General features: G+C 61.0%; 21 protein-coding genes, 4 tRNA genes and 2 pseudogenes. 21 read left to right on the plus strand and 6 right to left on the minus strand.

Translation table 11 applies throughout. The features are described from left to right. The first annotated feature begins 14 nt into the window (after nt 1-14). From RZS28_RS11400 to RZS28_RS11415, 4 genes and pseudogenes are all read left to right on the plus strand, one after another. A complete protein-coding gene (locus RZS28_RS11400; protein WP_407337873.1) occupies nt 15-1034 on the plus strand; it encodes an aldo/keto reductase in 1020 nt (339 codons plus the stop codon). 274 nt (nt 1035-1308) lie between these two features. Further along, the gene (locus tag RZS28_RS11405) at nt 1309-1968 is read left to right on the plus strand and encodes an NADPH-dependent F420 reductase (RefSeq protein ID WP_407337874.1); all 660 of its coding nucleotides are present in this window, start codon (nt 1309-1311) and stop codon (nt 1966-1968) included. A gap of 176 nt (nt 1969-2144) precedes the next feature. Continuing rightward, a complete protein-coding gene (locus RZS28_RS11410; protein ID WP_407337875.1) occupies nt 2145-2780 on the plus strand; it encodes a pentapeptide repeat-containing protein in 636 nt (211 codons plus the stop codon). Nucleotides 2781-3050: 270 nt separating this feature from the next. Beyond that, nucleotides 3051-3681: pseudogene (locus RZS28_RS11415) on the plus strand (NAD(P)H-binding protein). A gap of 188 nt (nt 3682-3869) precedes the next feature. Here the strand turns inward: RZS28_RS11415 and RZS28_RS11420 are convergent. The 3 genes and pseudogenes from RZS28_RS11420 to RZS28_RS11430 all read right to left on the minus strand — a co-directional run. Then, nucleotides 3870-4787: a LysR family transcriptional regulator gene (locus RZS28_RS11420; protein ID WP_407337876.1), complete on the minus strand. Its 918-nt coding sequence runs from the start codon at nt 4785-4787 to the stop codon at nt 3870-3872. 124 nt (nt 4788-4911) lie between these two features. Next, nucleotides 4912-5307 carry a hypothetical protein gene (locus RZS28_RS11425; RefSeq protein WP_407337877.1) on the minus strand — a complete coding sequence of 132 codons (396 nt, stop codon included), beginning with the start codon at nt 5305-5307 and terminating at the stop codon, nt 4912-4914. Nucleotides 5308-5437: 130 nt separating this feature from the next. After that, nucleotides 5438-6388: pseudogene (locus RZS28_RS11430) on the minus strand (aldo/keto reductase); the annotation flags it as partial. Between the two features lie 80 nt (nt 6389-6468). On the opposite strand from RZS28_RS11430, the gene RZS28_RS11435 reads away from it, so the two are divergent. Further along, nucleotides 6469-7041, plus strand: a complete 573-nt coding sequence (locus RZS28_RS11435; protein WP_407337878.1) for a TetR/AcrR family transcriptional regulator — start codon at nt 6469-6471, stop codon at nt 7039-7041. A 205-nt stretch (nt 7042-7246) separates the two neighbouring features. Here RZS28_RS11435 and RZS28_RS11440 read toward each other — a convergent pair. Further along, nucleotides 7247-7321: transfer RNA gene (locus tag RZS28_RS11440), tRNA-Gly, on the minus strand. A gap of 294 nt (nt 7322-7615) precedes the next feature. Here RZS28_RS11440 and rpsM point away from each other — a divergent pair. The 6 genes from rpsM (at nt 7616) to RZS28_RS11470 (ending at nt 13217) form a co-directional block, all read left to right on the plus strand. Beyond that, entirely contained in the window at nt 7616-7984 is a 369-nt protein-coding gene (gene rpsM, locus RZS28_RS11445) for a 30S ribosomal protein S13 (protein ID WP_407337879.1), read from the plus strand. A 190-nt stretch (nt 7985-8174) separates the two neighbouring features. After that, on the plus strand, nt 8175-8564 hold the full coding sequence (rpsK, locus tag RZS28_RS11450) for a 30S ribosomal protein S11 (RefSeq protein ID WP_026607040.1): 390 nt from the start codon (nt 8175-8177) through the stop codon (nt 8562-8564). Between the two features lie 53 nt (nt 8565-8617). Further along, nucleotides 8618-9685, plus strand: a complete 1068-nt coding sequence (locus RZS28_RS11455; protein WP_407337880.1) for a DNA-directed RNA polymerase subunit alpha — start codon at nt 8618-8620, stop codon at nt 9683-9685. 91 nt (nt 9686-9776) lie between these two features. Further along, nucleotides 9777-10193, plus strand: a complete 417-nt coding sequence (gene rplQ / locus RZS28_RS11460) for a 50S ribosomal protein L17 (RefSeq protein WP_407337881.1) — start codon at nt 9777-9779, stop codon at nt 10191-10193. Nucleotides 10194-10331: 138 nt separating this feature from the next. After that, nucleotides 10332-11771 (plus strand): DegQ family serine endoprotease, encoded by a 1440-nt coding sequence (locus RZS28_RS11465; protein WP_407337882.1) that lies wholly within the window; start codon nt 10332-10334, stop codon nt 11769-11771. A 129-nt stretch (nt 11772-11900) separates the two neighbouring features. Beyond that, on the plus strand, nt 11901-13217 hold the full coding sequence (locus tag RZS28_RS11470; protein ID WP_407337883.1) for a replication-associated recombination protein A: 1317 nt from the start codon (nt 11901-11903) through the stop codon (nt 13215-13217). 59 nt (nt 13218-13276) lie between these two features. Here RZS28_RS11470 and RZS28_RS11475 read toward each other — a convergent pair whose 3' ends face one another. Continuing rightward, nucleotides 13277-13747 carry a hypothetical protein gene (locus tag RZS28_RS11475; protein ID WP_407337884.1) on the minus strand — a complete coding sequence of 157 codons (471 nt, stop codon included), beginning with the start codon at nt 13745-13747 and terminating at the stop codon, nt 13277-13279. Nucleotides 13748-13918: 171 nt separating this feature from the next. Then, nucleotides 13919-15325, minus strand: coding sequence for a multicopper oxidase family protein (locus tag RZS28_RS11480; RefSeq protein WP_407337885.1), 1407 nt, complete (start codon nt 15323-15325; stop codon nt 13919-13921). Between the two features lie 416 nt (nt 15326-15741). Between RZS28_RS11480 and kdpA the strand changes: the two genes are divergently transcribed. The 10 genes from kdpA (at nt 15742) to RZS28_RS11530 (ending at nt 26455) form a co-directional block, all read left to right on the plus strand. Further along, a complete protein-coding gene (gene kdpA / locus RZS28_RS11485; RefSeq protein ID WP_407337886.1) occupies nt 15742-17460 on the plus strand; it encodes a potassium-transporting ATPase subunit KdpA in 1719 nt (572 codons plus the stop codon). Between the two features lie 165 nt (nt 17461-17625). Continuing rightward, nucleotides 17626-17710, plus strand: a tRNA-Leu gene (locus RZS28_RS11490). A 126-nt stretch (nt 17711-17836) separates the two neighbouring features. Continuing rightward, nucleotides 17837-19222, plus strand: a complete 1386-nt coding sequence (gene tig, locus RZS28_RS11495; protein ID WP_407337887.1) for a trigger factor — start codon at nt 17837-17839, stop codon at nt 19220-19222. 180 nt (nt 19223-19402) lie between these two features. Further along, entirely contained in the window at nt 19403-20047 is a 645-nt protein-coding gene (locus RZS28_RS11500; protein WP_407337888.1) for an ATP-dependent Clp protease proteolytic subunit, read from the plus strand. A 526-nt stretch (nt 20048-20573) separates the two neighbouring features. Beyond that, entirely contained in the window at nt 20574-21839 is a 1266-nt protein-coding gene (clpX, locus tag RZS28_RS11505; protein WP_407337889.1) for an ATP-dependent Clp protease ATP-binding subunit ClpX, read from the plus strand. Nucleotides 21840-22098: 259 nt separating this feature from the next. Beyond that, on the plus strand, nt 22099-24516 hold the full coding sequence (lon, locus tag RZS28_RS11510; protein WP_407337890.1) for an endopeptidase La: 2418 nt from the start codon (nt 22099-22101) through the stop codon (nt 24514-24516). Between the two features lie 340 nt (nt 24517-24856). Next, nucleotides 24857-24932 (plus strand) — tRNA-Val (locus RZS28_RS11515). A 241-nt stretch (nt 24933-25173) separates the two neighbouring features. After that, nucleotides 25174-25250: transfer RNA gene (locus tag RZS28_RS11520), tRNA-Asp, on the plus strand. A gap of 285 nt (nt 25251-25535) precedes the next feature. Further along, nucleotides 25536-25901: an NADH-quinone oxidoreductase subunit A gene (locus RZS28_RS11525; protein WP_407337891.1), complete on the plus strand. Its 366-nt coding sequence runs from the start codon at nt 25536-25538 to the stop codon at nt 25899-25901. After that, nucleotides 25892-26455 (plus strand): NuoB/complex I 20 kDa subunit family protein, encoded by a 564-nt coding sequence (locus tag RZS28_RS11530; RefSeq protein WP_407337892.1) that lies wholly within the window; start codon nt 25892-25894, stop codon nt 26453-26455. The genes RZS28_RS11525 and RZS28_RS11530 overlap by 10 nt, the downstream gene beginning before the upstream one ends. Nucleotides 26456-26573 lie beyond the last annotated feature (118 nt).

Here is a 26573-nt window from a genome sequence, read left to right on the forward strand (position 1 = left end):
CAAAAGGACAAGCAATGGCACTCAAGGATATTCTTCATCGCGAGCTCGGCTTCGGTGCGGCGCCGCTCGGTAATATGTTCCGCGACATTCCCGAAGAAGAAGCGCGTGCGACCTTGGATGCGGCCTGGAACGACGGCATCCGCTACTTTGACAATGCGCCCTTCTACGGTGCGGGCCTTGCGGAAATCCGCATGGGTGAGGCGCTCGCTGGGCAGCCACGCGAAGACTATGTCATTAGCACCAAGGTTGGCCGCCTCATCCTCGACGAGATCGAGGATGAGAGCAGGCGCGACGTAGGCGAGAAGGGCGGCGTCTTCCAATATGGGCGCCCCAACAAGATCATTAACGACTATTCCGCTGACGCGACGCTCCGCTCCATCGAAGACAGCCTCAAGCGCCTCAAGACCGACAGAATCGAGATCGCCTGGGTTCATGACGTCGCGCAGGACTTCTACGGCGATGAATGGCTCGGCATCTTTGAAAGTGCGCGCAAGGGCGCCTTCAAAGCGCTCGATCGCCTGCGTGACGAAGGCGTGATCAGGGCTTGGGGCCTGGGAGTCAACAGGGTGGAACCGATCGAGATTCTGCTCGCGCTTGAAGGCCCGCGCCCGGACGGCTTCCTGCTCGCCGGGCGCTATTCTCTGCTTGATCATGACCGCGCGCTCCAACGCGTGATGCCGATGGTCGCAGAGCGTGGGCTGGGTATCGTTGTGGGCGGTCCCTATAGCTCGGGCGCTCTCGTCGGCGGCCCCAACTTTGAATATGCGCCTGCCCCCGCCGAGATCGTCGCCAAGGTCGCTAGGATCAAGGCGATCGCAGAGCGGCACCGCGTCAGCATGAAGGCGGCAGGTCTTCAGTTCGCGCTCGCCAACCCAGCGGTTGCGGCGGTCATTCCCGGCGCCAGCCGACCGAGCCGGATCGCGGAAGATCGCGCAGCGATGGAAGAGATCGTCCCAGCCGATTTCTGGCGCGAACTCAGAGAAGCCGGCCTTGTAAACCCCGCGGCGCCCCTGGGATTGGGAGAACGGCCTTGATGTCACGGGCGGCTCACGCGGTCTGTACGCGGCCCAGTGTTGCATCACCGTCCTGCCTTACCCGGCCACGACTACGGGATTTCGATCCCGACGTCCGCGATCGACGGCGCCGCACGCCTGTGCCTCGCCACGTGAGGGCCGACCCGTGGTCGATCCCGAACATCCTAACGGCTCAGCGCGAGATGCATCTTAAGGCTATCGTGGTCTCCCCCATTTCAGGCCGTGGATATGCAAACGTTAAAACCAGTGTCGAGAAGAGAGTAGGAGCGTTGCGATGAAGATCGGGATCATTGGAGCGGGCCATATAGGCCAGGCAATTGCCCGGCTCGCCGTGGCAAACGGGCACGAGGTGGAAATCAGCAACTCGCGTGGCCCGGAGACGCTGACGGACATTGCCCGGAAGATCGGTTGTTCGACGGGAACGGCGGAGGAGGCCAGCAGGTTCGGTCCGGTCGCGGTCGTCACCGTTCCGTTCGTCAACCTGTTCAAGATCGATCCGGCGCCTTTGGCGGGCAGGATCGTCATCGATACCAACAACTACTACCCGGACCGCGATGGCCGGATCGCCGCCCTCGATCTGCGCCAGACCACGACGAGCGCCATGGTGGCGAAGCATTTCACAGCGTCGAAGGTCGTGAAGGCTTTCAATGCGATCCTGGCAGCCGATCTCGAGACGCCAGCTCCCGTGCCAATCGTGGGCCAACGCCGGGCGCTCCCGATCGCCGGCGATGATGTCGAGGCGAAGCAGGTCGTAGCCACACTTCAAGACGAATTCGGATTCGATACGGTCGATGCCGGCTCGCTGGCGGATAGCTGGCGCTTCGAGCGCGCAAAGCCGACCTATTGCATTCCGCTGGATCGAGCCGGTCTTATCGCTGCGCTTGCCAAAGCAGAGCGCGATGTCGAACTGCCGCATGGATCCTGGCGTCGGTAGCGACGAGACGGGCATGCGGCGGATGAATTTAATTCTGCCAGCTTACGCCGAGCGGCGTATGCGCTGCCTCGCCGCATGAGTACTGATACGCCGACCGCATACCGGACAGCATCGCATGCCGGCGGAGAATGCGCGATGATCCGGGACAACGGCGCCTAAGTTCGAGGAATATCTCTATGAGAGCCACGCTGGTTGAGGCGTCCGCACCGGATGGAATTGCCAGCCGGCAAGATGTCGAGGCGACGCTACAGCATCATGCTTCGCCCGTTCGGTTTATCGGGTGGGATCTGACCGATGTGTCATTGAAGGGGCTGGACTTTCACGGGTGCGAGTTTGTGCGCTGCCGCGGAGGGCGTGCCGATTTTTCGTCCTGTGACATGACCGATACCCGGTTCAACTCCTGCGATTTCAACAACACAAATTGGCGCCGTGCCAGTTTGTCCGCAGCTATATTCCAAGATTGCAAGCTGACCGGCGTTCAGATCGTGGATGCCCGTACGCTCGGGCTCATGTTTGAGAGATGCCTGCTGGTCAGCGCACAACTTCATGGACTGTCGTTCCGTCGAGCCGAATTGAAGAGCCTCGACTTCCAGGGAGCCGATTTGACCGAGGTGGATTTCAGGGAAGCAGTACTGACGCAATGCGACCTGCGAGACGCGAACGTAACGGGCGCCCGCTTCGAAGGCGCCGACTTGCGCGGTGCCGATCTGGGTACAATGAGGCTCTCGGATGCATCCAAGTTCAAGGGCGCGATCATTTCCAAGCAGCAGGCCGCGATTCTGCTCAGTAGCCTCGGTCTTAGGGTTGCGTGACGCCGCCCCGGGGCTGGCTTCCGGACATGGCTCGGCGGAGGAGGCTTGCCATCAATGCGACGGAGGAGGCGTCCATAGTTATCTCTGCAATGTCCCCGGCCCGCCATCCTGCGGTACAGTACTCAGTGATGTCGATGGCATCCGGCCGCCATTGGCTCGCTGTGGTTTATCTCAAGCGGTTGAGCGGATGCTCCCTGGCAAGCGAGAGATCATCTTCGCGGCAGCCAGCGTTGGGATAGAACGGGACCGGCCACGAGTGGAGAAAAGCCAATGTACGCAATTACCGGCGCGACCGGCCGTCTTGGTCAGCTTGTCGTCACTGCACTCCTGAGAACCGTTCCGGCAGCCGAGACTGCCGCGCTGGTTCGCACCCCTGCGAAGGCGTCCGATCTCGCGGCGAAAGGCGTCGTGATCCGGGAGGCCGACTATAGCCGGCCAGAGACTCTTGGCCCCGCCATGGCTAGCGTCGACAACCTGCTGCTGATCTCGGGCAACGAGATCGGCCGCCGCGTGCCGCAGCATAGGGCGGTGATCGACGCCGCCAAGGCCGCCGGCGTCAAGCTTGTCGCCTATACGAGTGTGCTCCGCGCCGATAGCTCACCGCTCGGCGTCGCCGAAGAGCATCGCCAGACCGAGGCGCTCTTGAAGGCCAGCGGCGTGCCTTTCGTTCTGCTCCGCAATGGCTGGTACACCGAGAATTATACTGCCTCGATCCCGGCGGCGCTTCAGCAGGGCGCTGGCCGGCGCCGGACTGCCCGACGCGGTCGCGACCCTGCTCGCCCGATCGTCCGCCGTTGCGAGCCGTGGGGCGCTGTTCGACGACAGCCATCAGCTTTCCAGACTGATCGGCCGACCGACCACGCCGCTAAAGGACGCAATTGCCGCAGCACTTAAAGCCTGATCGTCGGCGAGGGCCCAACCGACAATCACCATGACGGCAGTGCGAAGGCTTCGAGGTGTCCCGACATCGCCGCCTATGGCCGAACGGTTCATCGCGACCAACCGAGGCTTCACAAAGGCCCGCAAGAGCCTTGAAGCGACTGGTCCTTCAGCGAAAGGGGCAGGGTCTTCGGACTAGCTGCTCCGAACTTAACTTGTCCCAGCCTCGCCCGAGATGTCAGGGTATCGCTGACGAAGCATCGCGAGGAAAGGCGACAGGGTGGGGTTGGCGTTCGCGTCGCGCCAATACGCGGTGAAGTTCAAACGCGTTGCGCCGCAGCCATTGTGCACCTCGCGGAAGGTCACCGAGTCGAAATGCACACCGACCCCGCCTTCCAGCATGAGAAGCACGCCATATCCGGCGCTGACCAAACTCAGCAGTCGGTCGAGGCCGGATGCCTGGTGTAGGACATGCTGTCGGACCCCGTGTGGCAGATTGGCAATTAGCAGCCGTTCCAGCTCCCGGCCGGGCCCGTGCTGCGGCATCAATATCGGCTCACCCGCCAAGTCCGCCCAATGCACCGTCTCCTTCTCGGCCAGACGATGTTGCTTCGACATCGCGACGATCACGCGCTCGCTCCACAGCGATAACGATCGCTCGTGCCAGACGGCCGAGCTTGCCGCGAGCACAGCAAGGTCGACCGCATCGTTCGACAGCGCATCGAGCAACTGATCTTGATCGCCATCCACGGTGTGAACTTGGACATCCGGAAACTGTCGGTGATGCTCAACGAGCGTCACGTATAAATTGCCCGTCGATAGTGAAGCATGGACGCCGATGCGCAGCCTGCCGTTCTCACCGCGCACCCCCATTCGAAGCTTTCCGATCGCGCATTCCAAATCGGCAAGGACATTGCGCGCCGCGCTCAGAAACTCCCGGCCCGCGAAGGTGGGGCGTGTACCCCGGTTCGTACGCTCGAAAAGCTCGGCCCCGAGTTTGCTCTCGATCTCTCGAAGCCGGCGGCTTAGCGTCGACTGCCTGACGTTGAGCGCAAGAGCAGCCTGTCGCAGGCTGCGGTGCTGCGACGTAACGATCGCCCATCTTAAATCTCTAAGTTCGACGGACATCTCCTATGTCGTCTAAGAGGGGCGGGGCGCATTCGGGAGACGCCGCGCGCCAAATGCCGGCGATCGGAAAGCATCGACGCCGGAACGGAGATCTCCGGAGCGTCGCCAGTGCGACTTTGGCGGATTAGTTATCCATAATCTGCCGCTTCTGGCTTTTCGTGTCGTAGTGATACTGCTTGAGCACAACCAAAAGAGCGGCGATCGGCCATAAGAGGCCGCCAAATTCGCTATGTATCAGGTCCATCGCAGCTGCAGTCAGAAACCCGATCACACCAAGGGCGACGATAAAGCGCCATGGCGTGCTGGCGCGTTTGACAAGAAGGGATGCGATCCCCATGGCGATCACCCACACATAGGGGAAACGTTCGGGGATCAGAGCCGCCTCGATGTTGAAGCCTTGCGGTTCTTGAAGGGAAGCGGCGACATCCAACGGCAGGAAACCGCCGAGAATAAGCCAGGAAGCCATGCCCTCGACCTTATCCGTGTTCTTGCGACGAAGGATCGAGGCATGACTCAACATGTGAATTCTTCCATGAAGCGGCTGCTCGGAAACGAGGATGTCAGGCGAGGACGCTGGCCTTGAATCCAGTTGCCGTCTCCGCCGCCTGGGTATGCACTGCGGCATCGGCTATGCCCTGAAAGTCGCGACGGGGCGTGTAAGGCTTTTCCAGCCGCTTAGCTTCGTCATCGGTCAGGGTGATCGAGAGCGCCGCGATCGCCTCGTCGATGTGCTTGGTTTTCAGGGCGCCGATAATCGGTGTTGCAACGACGGGATGGCGGCGCAGCCAGGCAAGCCCAATCTGCGCCTGGCTCACTCCACGTTCCGCCGCGATGGCGCTTACGGCCTCAATGATCTTCCGGTCGCTGTCTGCCGTGGACTCGTCTTGCTGCTGTCCGTCGGCTTCGGCTCGGGCACTCGACGCGCCCCAGGGTCGGGCGAGACGGCCGCTCGCAAGGGGGCTGTAGACCATCGTCTGAATGCCTTCATCGGCGCAGAGCGGCAGCATCTCCCGCTCTTCCTCGCGAGCGAGCAGGTTGTAGTTATTCTGCATCGATACGAAACGCGCCCAGCCGTTCTGCTTCTGTAGATGCAGCGCCTTGCCGAATTCCCAAGCCATCATCGAAGACGCCCCGATATAGCGCACCTTGCCGCTTTTCACGAGGTCATGGAACGCTTCCAACGTCTCCTCCCAGGGCGTGAGCTGATCCCGTCGATGGACCTGGTAGAGGTCGATGTAATCGGTGCCGAGCCGCCTCAAGGAGTGATCGACTTCCGCCATGATCGCCTTGCGCGACAAGCCGAGCGTGTTGGGGCCGTTGCGTGTCGGCGCACAGACCTTGGTAGCGATCACCACGGCGTCGCGATTGACGAAATCCTTCAACGCCCGGCCGACAATTTCTTCGCTCGACCCGTTCGAATACATATTGGCGGTGTCAAAGAAATTGATCCCGGCTTCGATCGCGTGCCGAATCAGCGGACGGCTGGTCTCTTCGTCGACCGACCACGCAGGATAGCCGCGGGCGGGGTCGCCAAACCCCATGCAACCGATGCAGAGGGGGGAGACGTCAAGACCTGTGGTGCCGAGCTTCTCGTATTGCATGTGACCTCCTTGCCAGCATATAAACGGACATCTATCCACTTATCAGTACCGGACAATTGTCCGGTTAGTCAAGGAATTTGATGAGCGACGAAGAGGAGAAGCTGCGCGCCGATGCACGGCTGAACCGGGATCGCATCCTTAAGGTGGCGCGCGAAGCGCTGGCCGTCGATCCGCGCGTATCCCTCAATTCCATAGGCAAGACAGCCGGCGTTGGTCAGGGCACGCTTTACCGCCACTTCCCAAGCCGGGAGGCCTTGGTGGTGGCCGTCTATCGGAAGGAAATAGAGGATTTCGTAGCCTTCGCGCCGGCACTGCTCGCCCAGCATCCGCCGCTCAAAGCCTTCCGGCTGTGGTGCGATCGGCTCGCGGAATTCGGCAGGATGAAGTATGGCGTCGCTGACATGCTTCATGCGGCGATATCAGCGCAGGACGTTCACGACACATACGGGCCGATGGTGGAGACCGTCCGCCAATTGATCGAGGCCTGTGAAAGCGCCGGGGACATCGAACCGGGTACTAACGCCGAGGACGTGCTGACACTCTTGGGCGTCTTATGGCAGATTCCGCCGGGACCAGACGGAAAAGCGCGGTCCGACAGGCTCATCACCTTCGTCTTCCGCGGATTGGGCATCGACGTCGCGGGAGCACAGTAAGCGCGTGTAAGCCGCCGACAACGATCGTGTAAGCAGAGGGACGGGGAGCATCGAGCCGACCGCACGCACGCCTGAGCACGCTGGGGCCGCATCAGGCTTTCGCTAGCCTGCTTACATAGTGCTTACATTTTTCGGCGAATACCTATGTAAGCAGCAAAACGGCCCCGAAGGGCCGTTCTAACGCTTTAATTTCCTTGAGGAAATTTGGAGCGGGCGAAGGGATTCGAACCCTCGACCCCAACCTTGGCAAGGTTGTGCTCTACCCCTGAGCTACACCCGCATCCGCGCCGGCGGCGACGCGCCGGCCGGGGCTATATGGCGCAAAGAACCCGCCAATGCAACAGGATGGTTTGCGAAGCGCGCGAGATTGGGCGGCGACGGCGAGTTGACGCCGCTATCGCGATCAGCTATGGGAACACGTTCCAGCCTGAGTCGATTGTTCCCGGGGGCCGATGCTTGGCCCAGCGGGTTGCTTTTGTCGGGCGCTTCGCAAGGGCCGGTCTCCACCGGACGCGGGGCGAATACATTTCCCGCCATGCTCTTAAGCCGAAGCATGGCAGATATGGAGAATCTCTTGGCTCGCATCGCAGGCGTCAACCTACCAACGAACAAGCGCGTGATCATCGCGCTTCAATATATCCACGGCATCGGCCCCAAGAAAGCCGAGGAAATTTGCGAAAAAGTGAGCATCCCGGCCGCGCGGCGCGTCGCCGAATTGACCGACGCCGAGGTTTTGCAGATCCGCGAGGCGATCGACCGGGATTATATCGTCGAGGGCGATTTGCGCCGCGAGGTCGCCATCAACATCAAGCGCTTGATGGATCTTGGCTGCTACCGCGGCCTTCGCCATCGGCGCCAATTGCCGGTTCGCGGCCAGCGCACCCATACCAATGCGCGCACCCGCAAAGGCAAGGCGAAGCCCATCGCCGGCAAGAAAAAGTAAAGTAAAGCAAGAGTTGTTCGTCGTCCGAGTCGGCCGCCGCGCGATCCGCGAAGGCGGGGTGTCGGCTTCGTGGCGAGATCGAGTGAAAGCAACTAAATAGGATCGAGCCTTGCCGCCTCCCGAGGTTGGACAAGGCTTGAGGGAAATCCCGAGCGCCTGGCATTACGGGCGCGTTTGAAGGAAAGAGCTTATGGCAAAAGAGGCAACCCGCGTTCGCCGCCGCGAGCGCAAGAATATCGCGTCCGGCGTCGCGCATGTGAACTCAACGTTCAACAATACGATGATTACGATCACCGACGCCCAAGGCAACACCATTTCCTGGTCCTCGGCGGGAACGATGGGGTTCAAGGGGTCGCGCAAGTCGACGCCTTACGCCGCGCAGATGGCGGCCGAGGATTGCGCCAGAAAGGCGGCCGAGCATGGGATGCGAACGCTCGAGGTCGAGGTGTCCGGCCCGGGTTCGGGTCGTGAATCGGCCTTGCGCGCCTTGCAGGCCGCCGGCTTTACCGTGACGTCGATCCGCGACGTTACGCCAATACCGCATAATGGCTGCCGTCCCCGCAAGCGCAGGCGCGTCTGAGCCCGAGCGGGGCCGTCGTTTCGAAATTTGCTTGCCTACCTATTTATGTCCGCATGATTGGCCAGGCGCCGGACCGGCGCCTTCGCATTGAGAAAGGCGCCATCGTGATTCAAAAGAACTGGCAGGAGCTTATCAAGCCGAACAAGCTCGAGGTCATCCCGGGCGACGATCCGAAGCGCCTCGCCACCGTCGTAGCTGAGCCGCTCGAACGCGGCTTCGGCCTGACCTTGGGCAATTCCCTGCGCCGCATTCTCCTCTCGTCGCTGCAGGGCGCGGCGATCACCTCGGTCCATATCGACGGCGTTCTCCACGAATTTTCGTCCATCCCCGGCGTGCGCGAGGACGTGACCGACATTGTGCTGAATATCAAGGACATCGCGATCAAGATGCCCGGCGACGGCCCAAAGCGCATGGTGCTGAAGAAGCAAGGTCCCGGCAAGGTCACCGCGGGCGATATTGCGACGGTCGGCGATATTTCGATTCTGAACCCTGGACTCGTCATCTGCACCCTTGACGAGGGCGCCGAGATCCGCATGGAATTCACGGTCAACTCCGGCAAGGGCTATGTCGCGGCGGACCGCAATCGCGCCGAAGACGCGCCGATCGGCCTCATTCCGATCGACAGCCTCTATTCTCCGGTCAAGAAAGTCAGCTACCGCGTCGAAAATACCCGCGAAGGGCAGATTCTCGATTACGACAAGCTGACCATGCAGGTCGAGACCAATGGGTCCCTGACGCCGGAGGACGCGGTCGCTTTCTCCGCCCGGATCCTGCAGGACCAGCTCAATGTCTTCGTCAATTTCGAGGAGCCGAGGCGCGTCGAGACGACGCCGTCGATCCCCGAGCTTGCGTTCAATCCGGCGCTGCTCAAGAAAGTCGACGAACTCGAATTGTCGGTGCGTTCGGCCAATTGCCTGAAGAACGACAATATCGTCTATATCGGCGATCTCATCCAGAAGAGCGAAGCGGAAATGCTCAGGACGCCGAATTTCGGCCGCAAGTCGCTGAATGAGATCAAGGAAGTTCTGGCCCAGATGGGCCTGCATCTTGGCATGGAAGTCACTGGCTGGCCGCCGGACAATATTGACGAGCTCGCCAAGCGTTTCGAAGAACATTACTGAAAACCCTGGCCTGTCCCATCCCGAAGGGGAGGGCAGGGCCTGGAGCGGCCGTACCTTGGCACGGCGGCCGCCTTGAAGAACGGAGAAAGCCATGTATCACGGACACGCGAAGCGCCGCTTCGGCCGCACGCATGAACACCGCAAGGCGATGTTCGCGAACCTCAGCCAAGCGCTCATCAAGCATGAGCAAATCGTCACGACTCTGCCGAAGGCGAAGGATTTGCGCCCAATCGTCGAGAAGCTGGTCACCCTCGGCAAGCGCGGCGACCTTCATGCGCGCCGGCAGGCGATCGCGCAGATCAAGGATGTCAAGCTCGTCGGCAAGCTGTTCGATGTGCTCGCGTCGCGCTATAAGGAGCGTCACGGTGGCTATACGCGGGTGCTGAAGGCCGGTTTCCGCTATGGCGACAATGCTCCCCTGGCGGTGATCGAATTCGTTGACCGTGACGTCGAGGCCAAGGGCAAGGATTCGGGGCCGGTCTTGGAAGGCGAAGAGGAGGCTGCTTAGTGCGGGGGGTAGACCGCCAAGCGCGCGTCTGGATTCACTCGAATCGGCCTGAAGTCTCGATCCTGAAGCCATGACCGAGCCCATCGTTTGTTGCCGCCTTGGCCGAATGGACTGAAACCGGATGGTCCAGAGCAATCCATGAAATCCAAGGGCGTTTCTTTTTCAATCGTCGCGGCCGCGTCCCTGCTAGCGCTTCTGGCGCTCTTCGGCGCGCTCTGGCCGGCTCGGCTGCTGGCTGGGCCTTTGCGGCAGCCGCCGGAGGCCGCGGGAGATGTTTTGATCTCCTTTGCGCCGGTCGTGAAGAAAGCCCAGCCCGCCGTCGTCAATGTTTACGCGTCGCGAATCGATAGGCGGCCGCGCAATCCTCTCTTCGACGATCCGGTTTTTCGCCGTTTCTTCGGGGATGGCGGCAATTCGCGGCCAGGCGGTCCGACCGCGCAATCCTTGGGCTCCGGCGTTCTGGTCGATCGGTCCGGTCTCGTTGTCACCAATTATCATGTCATCGAAGGCATGACGGATGTGAAAGTCGCGCTCGCCGACAAGCGCGAGTTCGACGCCGAGATCGTGTTGCGCGACCAGCGCACGGACCTCGCCGTCTTGCGGCTGAAGGGCGGCGGCGATTTCCCTGTTATGGACCTGGGCGATTCCGATGCGCTCGAAGTCGGCGACATTGTTCTGGCGATAGGCAATCCATTCGGCGTCGGGCAAACCGTGACGCAAGGCATCGTTTCCGCCCTGGCGCGCACGCAGGTCGGCATTTCCGACTATGGTTTCTTCATTCAGACCGATGCGGCGATCAATCCGGGCAATTCCGGCGGCGCCCTTGTCGACATGAAAGCGCGGCTCGCCGGCATCAATTCGGCGATTTTTTCGCAGACGGGGAGCTCCGTCGGGATAGGCTTTGCGATCCCGGTCAATATGGTGAAGATCGTCGTCGCCGCGGCGAAAGGGGGCGGCCGCCAGGTGCGGCGGCCATGGCTTGGCGCGAGCCTGCAAATCATTTCAAGAGAGATCGCCGATTCGCTTGGCCTCGACCGCCCCGCCGGAGCGCTCGTCACGGATATTTCGCCGGTGGGACCAGCGGCCGAGGCAGGCTTGAAACGCGGCGATCTCATCGTCGCAATCGATGGTCAAGCCGTCGATGATCCCGAGAGCCTCGGCTATCGCATGGCGACAAAGCCGCTCGGCGGAGTCGCGTCCCTGTCGCTGCTTCGCAACGGCCATTCGACGCCGGCCTCGCTCAAATTGATTCCGGCGCCCGAAACTCCGGCGCGTGAGCCGATCAAGCCCCAGGGGAACACGCCCTTCACCGGCGCGACCATCATCAATCTGTCTCCCGCGGTCACGGAAGAATTTTCCATCCGCGGCGTGAGCGAAGGCGTCGTCATCAGCGATGTGGAGGAAGGCTCGACAGCCGCGGCGGTCAACTTTCAGAGAGGCGACGTCATTCTCTCAGTCAACGACGCCAAGATAGCGACGACGCGGGAGCTGGAGCGCGCAACGAGCGGCAAGCATCTCTATTGGAAATTGACGATCGGACGCGGGGGTGAGGTCATCACCACGGTGATCGGCGGTTGAGCGATTTTTAAGAACTTGTCATCCGCCCGAGGTTTCTAACCTGGCAAGTTCTGCGCTGTTGAGCGCCCGACGCGGTTTTCTTGGGCCGGCTGGACTTTACGCCCCGCGAAGCCCAGATTTCAACGCAGCATGACTGATCTTTTCGCCGCCGCCGGTCTCGAAAAACAAGCGCCGCAGCCGCTTGCCGATCGTCTGCGCCCGAAAAGCCTCGCCGAAGTGGTCGGCCAGGATCATCTTGTCGGACCGGACGGCGCGCTGACCAGGCGTATTGCCTCGGGCTCTCTGGGCAGCCTGATTTTCTGGGGGCCTCCGGGGACCGGCAAGACGACGGTTGCGCGTCTTCTCGCGCATGAGACCAAATTCGCCTTCGTCCAGATTTCGGCGATATTTTCCGGCGTCAACGATCTGAAAAAGATCTTCGAGGAGGCGCGGGGCAGGCGCGCGGCCGGACGGGGGACCTTGCTTTTCGTTGACGAGGTTCATCGCTTCAACCGGGCGCAGCAGGATAGTTTTCTCCCGGTCATGGAGGACGGCTCGGTCACGCTGATCGGCGCGACGACCGAAAATCCGAGTTTCGAGCTCAACGCGGCGCTGCTGTCGCGGGCGAGCGTGCTGATTTTCCGACCGCTCGACGCGGAGGCGATCGAGAAAATGCTGGCGCGGGCCGAGGCGTTCGAAGGCAAGCCCTTGCCGCTCGATGAATCCGCCCGATTTGCGCTGGTGCGCATGGCCGATGGCGACGGCCGCGCCGCGCTGACCCTCGCCGAGGAAGTCTGGCGGGCCACAGCGCCGGGCGAGATCTGCGATGCGGCGACGCTTGCGGCGATCGTGCAGCGGCGCGCGCCGATCTATGACAAGGCGCAGGAAGGCCATTACAATCTCATCAGCGCGCTGCATAAATCGGTGCGCGGATCTGACCCGGACGCGGCGCTCTATTACCTCGCGCGCATGTTCGACGCCGGCGAGGATCCCTTATTTCTGGCGCGGCGGGTGGTGCGAATGGCGGTCGAGGATATTGGCCTCGCCGACCCGCAGGCGCTGGTCGTCGCCAATGCGGCCAAGGACGCCTATGATTTTTTGGGCTCGCCCGAGGGGGAGCTCGCGATCGCCAATGCCGTGATCTATGTCGCGACCGCGCCGAAATCGAACGCCGCCTATATGGCGTTCAAGAGCGCGGCGCGGCTCGCCAAGGAACACGGATCATTACCGCCGCCCAAAGTGATTCTCAATGCGCCGACGAAGCTCATGAAGAGCGAGGGCTATGGCGCGGGCTACGCCTATGATCATGACGAGCCCGACGCGTTCTCGGGCCAGAGTTACTGGCCGGACGCGCTCGGCCGGCGGAAGCTTTATGCGCCGACTGGCCGCGGCTTTGAACGCGACCTCCAGGAGCGGCTGGCCTATTGGGCGAGACTGCGCAAAGCGAGAAACGATCCTGGAGCATGACGCCGAGCTGCAATCCCCCTTCGAAACGGTGGCTTTGCCACCCCAGGGTAAGGTCTTCGCTACTCGGCGTTGTCGGAGTTGAGTGCCGTAAAACCAGCGTCCGTCAGCCTGTAGAAACCTGGCATTGAGGCATTTTCCAGCCAGCGGTTCGTCAGGATTTTTTCCAAAGCTGGTTTGAGGTCGCCGTCGCGAAAGCGTTTGAGGACCAGGCTCTCTTGCACGGGCGCCCAAATGAATGATTTTCCGATCGTGATGCCGCGCGTGCCGATTTCGGTCATGATCGCCTTGATCGTATCGTCTTCCGACGGCGGCGAGCCAAAGAATTTGACATATCCGGCCATCGTCATTTTGTAAGAGCCTTCAGAGGCGTTTTCGATCACGCCATCTTCGCCCATCTGCTTCAAAACGGCGCGCAACTCGTCTTGGTGCGGATAGCGGATTTGCAGAGACGCGAATAAAAAGGTCTCCCCTTCTCGAAAGCCTCTGGCTTTGATGAAATGATTGATTGCCTCTACTGCCGTCGCCGCCATTTCAATACTCGCAATTCAAGGCTTAATGGATTGCTTGCAATGGAATGGGCGCTTGCAAAAATCAAGATTTTCGTACCACGAACTTGATCCTCGGACTTACCTCGTGCAGAACTCCGGTGCGAAAGTCCGCCTTGGCCGGCGCCCCCGGCGGCGGAGAGCCTTGATCTCGCTTCACGTCACCTCGAACCAGGTCGCCATTCCGGTCGCCTGGCGCTCCGCCATCAAGCATTCGATCGCCCATTTGCCCGGATTGTCGGCGACGAAGGCGACATGCTTGGTCTTGCCTTCCGGCACGAGCACGGAGTCGCGCCAGTAAGGCTCCCATCCATCGTCGAGATCGTGCAGGAGCCGCATGTGATGCCCGTGAACATGGATCTGCTGAACGAAGCCCGTGCGGTTGACAAGGCCCAAGGTCACCGCCGCGCCGCGCTTGACCGAAAACAACGGCGTCGGCCCAAATCCGTCCGAGGCGACGCCGTTCAGCTTCCAATAGAGCTGTCGGCCGGACGCGGGGGCGACCGGAGTCTCGCCGGATTTGGCGATTGGCTCGATGACTATGTCGACCTTGCGCGCGCTTTGCAGCTTGATCGCGGCCGGCAAAAGCGGATTTTGCTCGAGCGAGGCGATTGGCGGCAATAGGCCACGCGCTTCCCCCGCAGTCTTGAAGGCGAGGAGCACGCGATCGGGCTCGTTATCGCCGCGCAGGGTCAAATTCGCTTCCGCGGCCGCCTCGGCGGGAAGATCAAGCATGACGTCGAATCGCGCGCCGGGACCGATCGGGATCGTCCGCCGAACGGGTTCGAAAGCGTCGCAGGGTTGGCCGTCGACCGCCAGGATCCAGGGTTTCACGCCGTTGAAGGTAATTAGCATGATCCGCGCATTGACCGCGCTCACGATCCGCAGGCGCACGCGCGACAGCGGCGGCAGCGCCTCCATGACCGGAACCGGCTGCGAGTTGAGGGTCACGTGCGGCCCAATGCGGCCGGCGCCCAGCGCGTCGGCGGCGGAGCCAAAATCGCCGACTATTTGGGCATTTTCATCGAGCTTCCAATCGTCCAGCACGACGAGCATGTCGCAGTCCACGCGAGGCGGCTGGGGCTCGTCCACGATCAAAACGCCATAAAGGCCGCGGCCGAGCTGCTCGGCCTGCCATGGCAGGATATGCGGATGATACCAGTAGAGGCCGCTATCGGGCGGCGTGAAGCGATAATCGAAACTTCCGCCGGGCGGGATGGGCTTTTGCGTCAGGCCGGAGACGCCGTCCATGGCGTTGGCGATCCGCACGCCATGCCAGGAGAGGCTCGTCGGCTGCGATAGCTTATTGACGAGCCGGACCTTCACCTCCTCGCCTTTCTTGATCCGCAAAAGCGGGCCGGGGACGTTGCCGTCATACCCCCAAACGGCGGTCTCGGCGGCTGGCTCTGGTTGGAGGCGCAGCAAACCTTCGCGTGCTTCAAGAATGCGGAATCCGTCTTGTGCGGCTGGCTTTGTCTCGCTGCGCGCCGGCAAGGTTGCGAGGCTTGCGGCCAGGGTGGAGCCAAGAAAGCGACGGCGGCTGATGGTCCGGCTCGGGGGCATAATATCCTGTAGCTCTGTCGGGCGGGTTCTTGAGGGGAGGGAGGCGCTACGCAGCGGCGATGCAAGTCGGACAAGCCGCGCCGTCAGCCGATAAATCGCTTTGGGATTAAGGCGGATAGAATCGCATGGCCTTGCGCACGGCTTTATCGACAGCCCAAGCCGACTTGGCAAGTTAACTCGGCAAGCCGCTGGCGGCCCGTCCAATTGATCCGCGCTATTGATATTATATGCGCCATGGCGCTTGCTCGCATGTCTCAGGGACCTTTGCAGGATTTATCAATGACGTCGCAGGATCGGGTCATGCCCCGAAAGCTCATTGCGCCGCTTGTTCAAACGACGCGCTTGGGCCTTGCTGCGGATTTTGCCCCTGGCGTCGTGCAGCTTTGCGCGGCTCGATCCGTTCGAGGGCGCGACGCGTGACGCTGCATGGCTGGCTCCTGATTCTTCTCTTCGCCCTGCTCCTCGGCCTGACGATCAAGCCTCTCGGCGGCTACATGGCCTGGGTCTTCACGGGAGGCCCTGCGTCAATATGGTTCGTCGGATGGCTCGAATGCGGCTTCTTTCGGATGGCCGGCGTCGATCCCAAAAGCGAGCAAAACTGGCTCAACTATGCGGTAGCCCTGCTGGCCTTCAATTTTGTCGGCATAATTCTGCTTTTCGCCATCCTGTTTTTTCAAGACGTGTTGCCGCTCAATCCGCAGCGCTTCGGGCCGATGGCGGCGGACCTCGCCTTCAATACCGCCGTGAGCTTCGTCACGAATACGAGCTGGCAGTCTTATGGGGGAGAGACGACGCTTGGTTACTTCAGCCAGATGGCCGGCGTCACGGTCCAATCTTTTCTCTCGGCGGCGACCGGCGTCGCGGTTGCGATCGCTATGACGCGCGGCTTCGCCCGCCACGGTGCGGCGGGCATCGGGAACGCCTGGGTCGATGTCTCCCGCGCCACCCTCTATGTCTTATTGCCGCTCGCCGTGATCGGCGCGTTGTTTCTCGCGTGGCAAGGCGCGCCGCAAACGCTTGGCGGCTCAGTCGAGGCGGCGGGCTTGGAAGGCGCGGTGCAGTTGATCTCGCGCGGGCCGGTCGCCTCGCAGGAGGCGATCAAGCTCTTGAGCGGAGACGGCGGCGGTTTCTTCAACGCCAATTCGGCGCATCCCTTCGAGAATCCGACGGCGCTCACAAATCTGGTTGAAATCCTGCTGATTTTTCTGATCGGCGGGGCTCTGACCAACACGTTCGGCCGCATGGTCGGCGACGAGCGACAAGGCTGGAGCCTGTTCGGCGCGATGGTCGCGCTGTTCGCCGCAGGCCTTTGCGTCGTCTATTTTGCCGAGGCCTCGGGCAATTCGCATTTCGCCTCGCTTGGCGTCGACCAGGCGGCGGGGCCGCTCCAGGCCGGCGGCAATATGGAAGGCAAGGAAGTTCGATTTGGCGTCGCCGGCTCGGCGCTTTTCGCAAATGTCGCCACGACTTCATCGGATGGCGCCGTCAACGCCATGCATGACAGCTTCACACCGCTTGGCGGCGGCATGCTGATGGCCAATATGATGATGGACGAGGTGATCGTCGGCGCTCCCGGCTCCGGTCTGTTTGGAATGCTGCTCTATGCCTTGGTCGCCGTCTTTGTCGCCGGACTGATGGTTGGCCGCACGCCGGAATATCTCGGCAACAAAATCGAATCGGCCGAGGTGAAGATGGCCGTCTTGGCGCTGCTCGTCGTTCCAGCGACAATTCTCTTCTTGACCTCGATCGCGGCAGTTGTGCCCGCCGGTCTTGCAGGATTGTCCAACGCCGGTCCGCACGGCTTTTCGGAATTGCTTTACGCCTATACGTCCGCCGCGGCGACTAATGGCAGCGCCTTTGCGGGACTGAGCGCCAATACGCCTTTCTTCAACCTGACATTGGCCTTGGCGATGCTGAGCGGACGCTTTCTCGTCATCGTTCCGGTGCTTGCAATCGCCGGGTCGCTCGCCGCGAAGAAGAGGGTCCCGATCTCGGCCGGGACCCTGCCGACCGATGGAATGCTATTCGTCTTTCTGATCGTCGGCACGGTGCTGATTCTTGGAGCTCTCACCTTCTTCCCGGCGCTCGCGCTGGGTCCGCTGGCGGAGCTTTATTCGGGACGCCAGCTCTATTGATCTGCGCCGATCGCTTAACGACGGCTCCAATTGATCGCCTTTGGGTCCCGCGGCTCCTTCGGCGCAAGAGCGCCCCACTTTTTTGCTGCATCCGGCTGATGCGGTTGCTATAGAGCCGGAAGGAAAGTGGGATATAGAGAGCGGACGCCTTTCAACCGGCGGGTCGCGGGCGTGGCGGAACTGGTAGACGCGCCGGATTTAGGTTCCGGTGGTGAAAATCGTGGGGGTTCGAGTCCCTCCGCCCGCACCAGACCTCGGGCTTTGCGCCGCGCCCTCCTGCTGAAGCCCTGGCCGCCGCCGATGTGGGGCCTTGTCGGGCGTTTAATTCAAGGCGTTTAATTCAAGAAGCGACGCAGTCGAAAAGGTTCAAGTTCATATGCAAGTCACCGAAACCCTCGCGCAGGGCCTCAAGCGTGAATTCAAGGTGGTGCTGCCGGCCGCCGATCTCGCGACCCGCCTCGAAGGCCAGCTCGCCGAGGTGCAGGCCAAGGCGCGCATCAATGGATTTCGCCCGGGCAAGGTGCCGGTGGCGCATCTGAAGCGTCTCTATGGCCGTTCGATCATGGCCGATGTCGTCCAGGAAGCCGTCAACGAAGCCCATCGCAAGATCGTCGAGGATAATGCGCTGCGTCTGGCTCTCGAGCCCAAGATCGACTTCGCGGGAGAAAAGGACGAGCTTGAGAAAGCCTTCGAGGCGCAAGCCGATTTTGCTTTCACCGTAGCGCTCGAGCTTCTGCCGAAGATCGAGGTCGGCGGCTTCGACGACATCGAGATCGAGCGTCTCGTCGCCGATGTCGGCGAGGCGGAGATCGACGAGGTCTTGAACCGGCTCGCCGAGCAGAATCGTACTTATGCGGCGAAGGAAGGCGACGCCGCGATCGCAGAAAACGGCGACAAGGTCACGCTGGACTTCGTCGGCAAGATCGACGGCGAGCCTTTCGAGGGCGGGGCAGGCCAGGACGTTGACGTCGTGCTCGGCTCCGGCCGCTTCATTCCAGGCTTCGAAGCGCAAGTCGAAGGCATGAAGATTGGCGAAAGCCGGACTCTCTCGCTCACATTTCCGGAGAATTACGCTTCGGCTGCGCTCGCAGGCAAGGCCGCTGCTTTCGACGTGACGCTCAAAAGCGTAGCCGCCCCGGCGGAGGTCAAGATCGACGATGATTTGGCGAAGGCTTTCGGGCTGGAGGACCTCGCCAAGCTGAAGGACTCGATCAGGTCGAATATCGAGCGAGACTATGACGCGGCGTCTCGCCGCAAATGGAAGCGCGCGCTTCTCGACGCGCTGGACAAGAAATATGCGTTCGACCTTCCCGAGGGGCTCGTGGCGCAGGAGTTCGATACGGTCTGGCGGAAAGTCGAAGCGGAGCAGAGCCGCAGCGGCCGCAGCTATGAGGATGAAGGAACGACGGAAGAGGCCGCTCGCTCCGACTACCAAAAGATCGCCGAGCGCCGCGTGCGTCTCGGCCTTCTCCTGGCGGAGATTGGCGAAAAGGCTGGGGTCAAGATTTCCGACGAGGAGGTCAGCCAGGCCTTGATCGAGCGGGCCCGGTCCTTCCCCGGCCAAGAAAAAATCGTGTGGGATTATTATCGCAAGAATCCCCAGGCCTTAGCCGAGATCAGGGCGCCGCTTTTCGAGGAAAAAGTCGTCGACCACATCATTGGCCTGATCAAGGTGACGGATAAGAAGGTCTCGAAGGACGATCTTTTGAAGATTGCCGATGAAGACGCGGAGGAGGCGGAGGACGAGGCTTCGCCGGTCTGATGAAAGTTCGGCCGCGTTCGTCAGGACCTTAACCCCCACAAATGGAAAACACGGCGCGTTTGCGGGAAATCATTGCGAACGCGTAAGGAGCCATTATCTTTCGACGGCGAGGGTCGCCAGCAACACCCGGATCGGCCTGCTTTTTGCGACGCAAGCTTTCAGCACAAGGAAAAACCCGACATGCGCGACCGCGACCCGCTTGAAATCTACGCAAATTATTTGATTCCCCAGGTCATCGAAAACACGAGCCGCGGCGAGCGCGGCTTCGACATTTATTCGCGTCTCTTGCGCGAACGCATCATTTTCCTCACCGGCCCCGTCGAGGACCATATGGCCTCGGTGATCATTGCCGAGTTGCTCTTCCTCGAGGCGGAAAACCCGAAGAAGGAAATCAATATGTACATTAATTCGCCGGGCGGCGTCGTGACGGCGGGCCTGGCGATCTATGACACGATGCAGTTCATCAAGCCGAAGGTTTGGACGGTCTGCGTCGGGCAGGCCGCCTCGATGGGATCGCTCCTCCTTTGCGCCGGGGAGGCGAATTGCCGCTACGCTTTGCCGAACGCGCGCATCATGGTGCACCAGCCTTCCGGCGGCTTCCAGGGGCAGGCTTCCGATATTCTTCGCCATGCCGAGGATATTATGAAGGTCAAGAAGCGGCTGAATGACATCTACGTCAAGCATACCGGCCGGGATTATGACACGATCGAAAACACGCTCGACCGCGACCATTTCATGTCGGCGGACGAGTCAAAGGAATTCGGGATCGTGGACCATGTGTGGCTCAAGCGGCCGGACGAATCTTCGGCTGCGGAAGGCAAATGAACTCGAATGCCGGACTTTGCCGATTTTTTAATCGGCGAAGGCCAGCATAATCTTGGAAGAAGGCGCGCCGCCTGAGCGAGTCGGTCGCGACCAAGCTTGGGGCGGGTGGCGGCGCGGGTCGAAGGCCCTCGCCGACGGCGTAGGGACTAGGATGCGGGGCCTAGACTCGTCTTGACCCGGCTGTGAAATCGGTTTGCTGGCGCCTGTCTTGCTTCTAAGGATGGGGCGCTTCCAAGCGAACCGACCTAGCCGAGGGATCGTAACGTTAATATGTTGCGGCGGCGTGACGGGAAAAGCGCTGAAGCCCTTTCGCGGCGTCTGGGTCTTGCTTCGGCGGCGCGAACATGATTGCATTTCGCTGTCTGGGCGCAGTTTCTGGGGAGAACGGGGCCGGAATAAGACAAGAGGCTGGTTCGTGTGCGGATCCGCCGACGCGTGGTTAGAGAGTCGGACGATTCTTAAAGCCGCTAGAAAACTCAGCATGGCCGGGGTTCGCACATAACCGCGGCCGTTACGGAGACTATCCATGACCAAGGTCGGCGGCGGTGACGCGAAAAACACGCTCTATTGCTCGTTTTGCGGCAAGAGCCAGCACGAGGTCCGCAAGCTGATTGCCGGCCCGACTGTCTTCATCTGCGACGAATGCGTCGAGCTTTGCATGGATATTATTCGGGAGGAGAACAAGTCCTCTCTCGTGAAGAGCCGCGATGGAATTCCGACGCCGAAGGAAATCTGCAAGGTGCTGGACGATTACGTGATCGGGCAGCCGCAGGCCAAGCGGGTGCTGTCGGTCGCCGTCCACAATCACTATAAGCGGCTCAATCACGCCACCAAGCATAACGACGTCGAACTGGCGAAGTCGAACATCCTGCTGATCGGCCCGACGGGGTCCGGCAAGACCCTGCTCGCCCAGACATTGGCGCGCATTCTCGACGTTCCCTTCACCATGGCCGACGCGACGACGCTGACCGAGGCGGGATATGTCGGCGAAGATGTCGAAAACATCATCTTGAAGCTTCTCCAGGCCTCCGATTACAACGTCGAGAGGGCGCAGCGCGGGATCGTCTATATCGACGAGATCGACAAGATCTCGCGCAAATCCGACAATCCGTCGATCACCCGCGACGTTTCGGGCGAAGGCGTCCAGCAGGCCCTTTTGAAGATCATGGAGGGCACTGTCGCGTCGGTGCCGCCGCAGGGAGGGCGCAAGCATCCTCAGCAGGAGTTCCTGCAGGTCGACACCACGAATATCCTTTTCATTTGCGGCGGCGCCTTCGCCGGGCTCGAGAAAATCATCTCGACGCGCGGCAAGACCAGCTCGATCGGATTCAGCGCGACGGTGCAGGCGCCCGACGAACGCCGGACCGGCGAAATCTTCCGCAAGGTCGAGCCCGAGGATCTGTTGAAATTCGGGCTCATCCCGGAATTCGTCGGCAGACTGCCGGTCATCGCGACGCTGGAGGATCTTGACGAAGAGGCGCTGAAGAAGATTCTCACCGAGCCGAAGAACGCGCTGGTGAAGCAATATCAGCGGCTGTTCGAAATGGAAAATACCGAGCTCACCTTTCAGGACGAAGCGCTTAACGTGGTCGCCAAGAAAGCGATCGAGCGGCGCACGGGCGCGCGCGGATTGCGCTCGATCATGGAAGGCATTCTGCTCGACACGATGTTCGATCTTCCGGGTCTCGACAGCGTCGAGCAGGTCGTCATCGGTCCCGATGTCGTCGAGGGCAAATCGCGTCCGCTCTATATTTATGCAGACCGCAACGAGAAGAGCGGCACAAGCGCTTGAAGAAGCGTTTGCGCGATGTGACGCCGAAAGAGGGACGCGGGCCGGATCCGTAATCAACTTGCGCGCCTCCCCCGTCTCTTGAGTTGCAACATGCGCTTGAATCGGGAAGTGCAAATCTCCATCTGTCTTGCAAGGTTAAAGACAACGCCAAAAATTCTTCAACGCGCCGAATACGCCCCCAGACATTTGCGAAAGCTGCGTTCCTGCATGACGTCCGGCGAACTAAAGATTGAAACGCGTTTCGAGATAGGACGATAAAATGACCCAGAAGCGAGAGCCTGTTCTCCCGGGCGCGATCGACAGCTATCCCGTGCTTCCTCTGCGCGACATCGTCGTTTTTCCGCATATGATCGTGCCGCTTTTCGTCGGCCGCGAGAAATCGATTCGTGCGCTCGAAGAAGTCATGAAGGCCGACAAGCTCATTCTTCTCGCGACCCAGATGAATGCGTCGGATGATGATCCTGCGACGGCGGCGATCTTCACGACCGGCACGCTTGCGTCGGTTCTGCAGCTTCTGAAGCTTCCGGACGGAACGGTCAAGGTTCTCGTCGAGGGGCAGGTTCGCGCAAAAGTGCATGGCTATACGCGCACCGATGATTTCTATGAAGCTGACGCCGAAGCCATTGCCGATGAGCCGATCGACAAGGTCGAGGTGGAGGCGCTCGCGCGCTCCGTCGTCGCCGAGTTTGAAGGCTATGTGAAGCTGAACAAGAAGATTTCGCCGGAGGTCGTGGCCGCCGTCACGCAGATCGAGGATTACGCCAAGCTCGCCGACACGATTGCTTCCCATCTCGCCGTCAAGATCTCCGACAAGCAGGCCGTGCTTGAGACCTTCTCGGTCGCCAAGCGGCTGGAAAAATGTCTGGCGCTCATGGAAAGCGAGATTTCGGTTCTGCAGGTCGAGAAGCGCATCCGCACGCGGGTCAAGCGCCAGATGGAGAAGACCCAGCGCGAATATTATCTCAACGAACAGATGAAGGCGATCCAAAAGGAGCTTGGCGACGAGGATGGCAAGGACGATCTCGCCGAGATCGACGAGCGCATCAAGACGACCAAGCTCTCCAAGGAGGCGCGCGACAAGGCGACGGCGGAATTGAAGAAATTGCGCCAGATGTCGCCGATGTCGGCGGAAGCCACGGTCGTGCGCAATTACCTCGATTGGCTGCTTTCGATCCCTTGGAACAAGCGCTCCAAGGTCAAGAAGGATCTCCATGTCGCCGAAGACGTTCTCGACAGCGAGCATTTCGGTCTCGAGAAGGTCAAAGAACGCATCATCGAATATCTCGCTGTGCAGAGCCGCGCGAACAAGTTGACCGGCCCGATTCTTTGCCTCGTCGGTCCTCCCGGCGTCGGCAAGACCTCGCTCGGCAAGTCGATCGCCAAGGCGACAGGCCGCGAATTCGTCCGCATGTCGCTTGGCGGCGTGCGCGACGAAGCTGAAATTCGCGGCCATCGGCGGACCTATATCGGCTCGATGCCGGGCAAGATCATCCAGTCAATGCGCAAGGCGAAGAGCTCGAACCCGCTTTTCCTGCTCGACGAAATCGACAAGATGGGGATGGATTTCCGCGGCGACCCGTCGTCGGCTTTGCTCGAGGTTCTCGATCCGGAGCAGAACCACTCTTTCAACGATCATTACCTCGAAGTCGATTATGATTTGTCGAACGTGATGTTCGTGACGACGGCGAATACGTTGAATATCCCGGCCCCCCTCATGGACCGCATGGAGATCATCCGCATCGCCGGCTACACGGAGGATGAAAAGGTCGAGATCGCAAGACGCCATCTGATCCCCGCCGCGCTCAAGAAGCACGGCCTTGCGGAGAAGGAATGGTCGATTGATGACGGCGGTCTCATCATGATGATCCGTCGGTATACGCGCGAGGCGGGCGTCCGCAATCTTGAGCGGGAGCTGTCGAAACTCGCGCGCAAGGCGGTGAAGCAGATCTTGACCGACAACGCCAAGGTCGTCGCAATCACCGAGACGAACTTGGCCGATTTCCTCGGCGTGCCGCGATACCGCTATGGCGAAGCGGAGACCGAGGATCAGGTCGGCGTCGTCACCGGGCTCGCCTGGACTGAAGTCGGCGGCGAGTTGCTGACGATCGAAGGCGTGATGATGCCCGGCAAGGGCCGCATGACGGTCACCGGAAACTTGCGCGACGTCATGAAGGAATCGATTTCGGCGGCGGCCTCCTATGTCCGCTCGCGGGCGGTCGATTTCGGGATCGAGCCGCCGGTTTTCGACCGGCGCGACATCCACGTCCACGTCCCGGAAGGCGCTACGCCCAAGGACGGCCCTTCGGCGGGCGTTGCAATGGCGACCGCGATCGTTTCGATCATGACGGGCATTCCGATCCATCGTGACATCGCCATGACCGGCGAGATCACTTTGCGCGGCAGGGTTCTGCCGATCGGCGGGCTCAAGGAAAAATTGCTCGCCGCTCTGCGGGGAGGCCTGAAGAAGGTTCTCATTCCCGAGGAGAACGCCAAGGATCTGGCCGATATTCCGAACTCGGTCAAAAACGCGCTCGAAATCGTGCCCGTGGCGCGAATGGATGAAGTCTTGCGGCACGCGCTTGTGCGCCAGCCGACGCCTATCGTCTGGGAGGAGGAGCCGAAGCCGGTCGCGCCGCTCGCCACCGACGAGGACGGGTCGGGCGCCATCGCCCACTAGGCGGGCGCCATCGCCCGCTAAACACTATTGGCTCGACGCAAATTTGCGTTGAGCCAAACCAGGCCGCGACCGTAAGGTTCGCGGCCTTTTGCTTTGCTGTGGGCATTCTCGTTCGAGATCCGCCAGGCAAGAGGCTTGATCTGCTTCGGCGCGCGGATTTCATGCTTGGCCCATGCCTTTTGCCGCGCGTGGCAAGGGTCGTCGGCTTTGCCGGAGCAAAGGACGCCCCTGAGATGGAGGGCGGCGTCGATCAATGCCGTTGACGGTGCAAATCCGGTATGCGACCTAATTCGCGCCTAGCTGGAGGGTCGAGACAAAGGCGCAGGCGGTCCCGCGCTATGGGCGGTTAGCTCAGTTGGTAGAGCATCTCGTTTACACCGAGAGGGTCGGCGGTTCGAGCCCGTCACCGCCCACCAGAGCGCGGCGCAAGCTTTGGCGACGCGTCGCTTTTGGCCTCACGCCGAAACGCTTCGCGTCGCATCTAATTCTGCGGCGTTCGGACCAAGCCAAGGCGCAGAAGGGCGGAAAAAGCGTGAGGGTTCCTTGGGGCCTTCGCGATCAATCGCGAGAGGCGCGCGGCGTCTTCTCGCTTGACTTGGACGCCCGCCTATCCTATCCGGCTCATCTCCGGTGCGGTCGCCTCGACGCCGCCTTTGCGGGGGAGTAGCTCAGTTGGTTAGAGCGCCGGCCTGTCACGCCGGAGGTCGCGGGTTCGAGCCCCGTCTCTCTCGCCATTACCGCAGGACAGTCGCACTCAGGCTGACTCGCCGCCTTGGGGGCGGCGCAGAGCGCTGGTTTGGCTGAAGCGCATTTATGACGTCATAAAACTCGAAAATCGCGGACGGGCGCGCCCGATGCGCGCAATCGCCGAGAAGGCGGCGGCGCTTTAGAATAGCTTGAAAGTTCATCTTGCGTAGGCCGTTGCACTGCGATAGGCATCGCACGCTGGTGACGCAAGCGGCCGCGCCTCTTGCCTTTCCAATCATCCCCGACCTTGCCGGTCCAGATCGAGCTAGATCATGCCAGGCCTTCTCGACCAATATTTGCCGCTCGTGATTTTCATGGCCGTCTCCGCCGTCATTTCGGCGGCTCTGCTCGTCGCGCCTTTTCTGCTTGCCTTCAAGGCGCCTGACGCAGAGAAGCTTTCGGCCTATGAATGCGGTTTCAACGCCTTCGACGACGCGCGCATGACCTTCGATGTGCGATTCTATCTGGTGTCTCTGCTTTTCATCATTTTTGATCTCGAAGTGGCGTTTCTGTTCCCGTGGGCTGTGGCTTTTCGGCAGATCGGGGCCTTCGGCTTCTGGTCGATGATCGTCTTCCTCGGCGTTCTCACCATCGGCTTCATCTATGAATGGAAGAAGGGTGCGCTCGAATGGGATTGAGCCCTCTGCAACAGAAGGATCTCGCTGCTGGCGGCGGCTCTGTGCAGCCGGTTGCGGCGAACGATCCCTATTTTCTTTCGATCAATGATCAGCTCGCGGACAAAGGGTTCATCGTCACCGCCACCGACGAGCTGATCAATTGGGCGCGCACCGGCTCGCTCATGTGGATGACTTTCGGGCTCGCCTGTTGCGCTGTCGAGATGATGCAGGCCGCCATGCCGCGCTACGATCTTGAGCGTTTTGGCTTTGCCCCGCGGGGCTCGCCACGGCAGTCCGATGTGATGATCGTCGCCGGCACGCTCACCAACAAGATGGCCCCAGCTCTGCGCAAGGTCTATGATCAGATGCCGGAGCCGCGCTACGTCATCTCGATGGGCTCCTGCGCTAATGGCGGCGGCTATTATCACTATTCCTATTCGGTCGTGCGCGGCTGCGATCGCATCGTGCCTGTGGACATCTATGTCCCCGGCTGCCCGCCTTCGGCGGAGGCGCTGGTCTATGGCGTATTGCTCCTGCAAAAGAAAATCCGCCGCACCGGCACGATCGAACGCTGAAGCACTCAGCGCCGGCCGAACCGGTTCGCGGCGAGAAAATTGAGACATAACGCGGGGCGGGGGGCGCCTGGGCGGCGCACCTCGGGCAAATGCTCCGAGCCGCACAGGTTTTTGATCG

The sequence above is a fragment of the Methylocapsa polymorpha genome, assembly GCF_045689225.1.
Classification (GTDB): Bacteria; Pseudomonadota; Alphaproteobacteria; order Rhizobiales; family Beijerinckiaceae; genus Methylocapsa; species Methylocapsa polymorpha.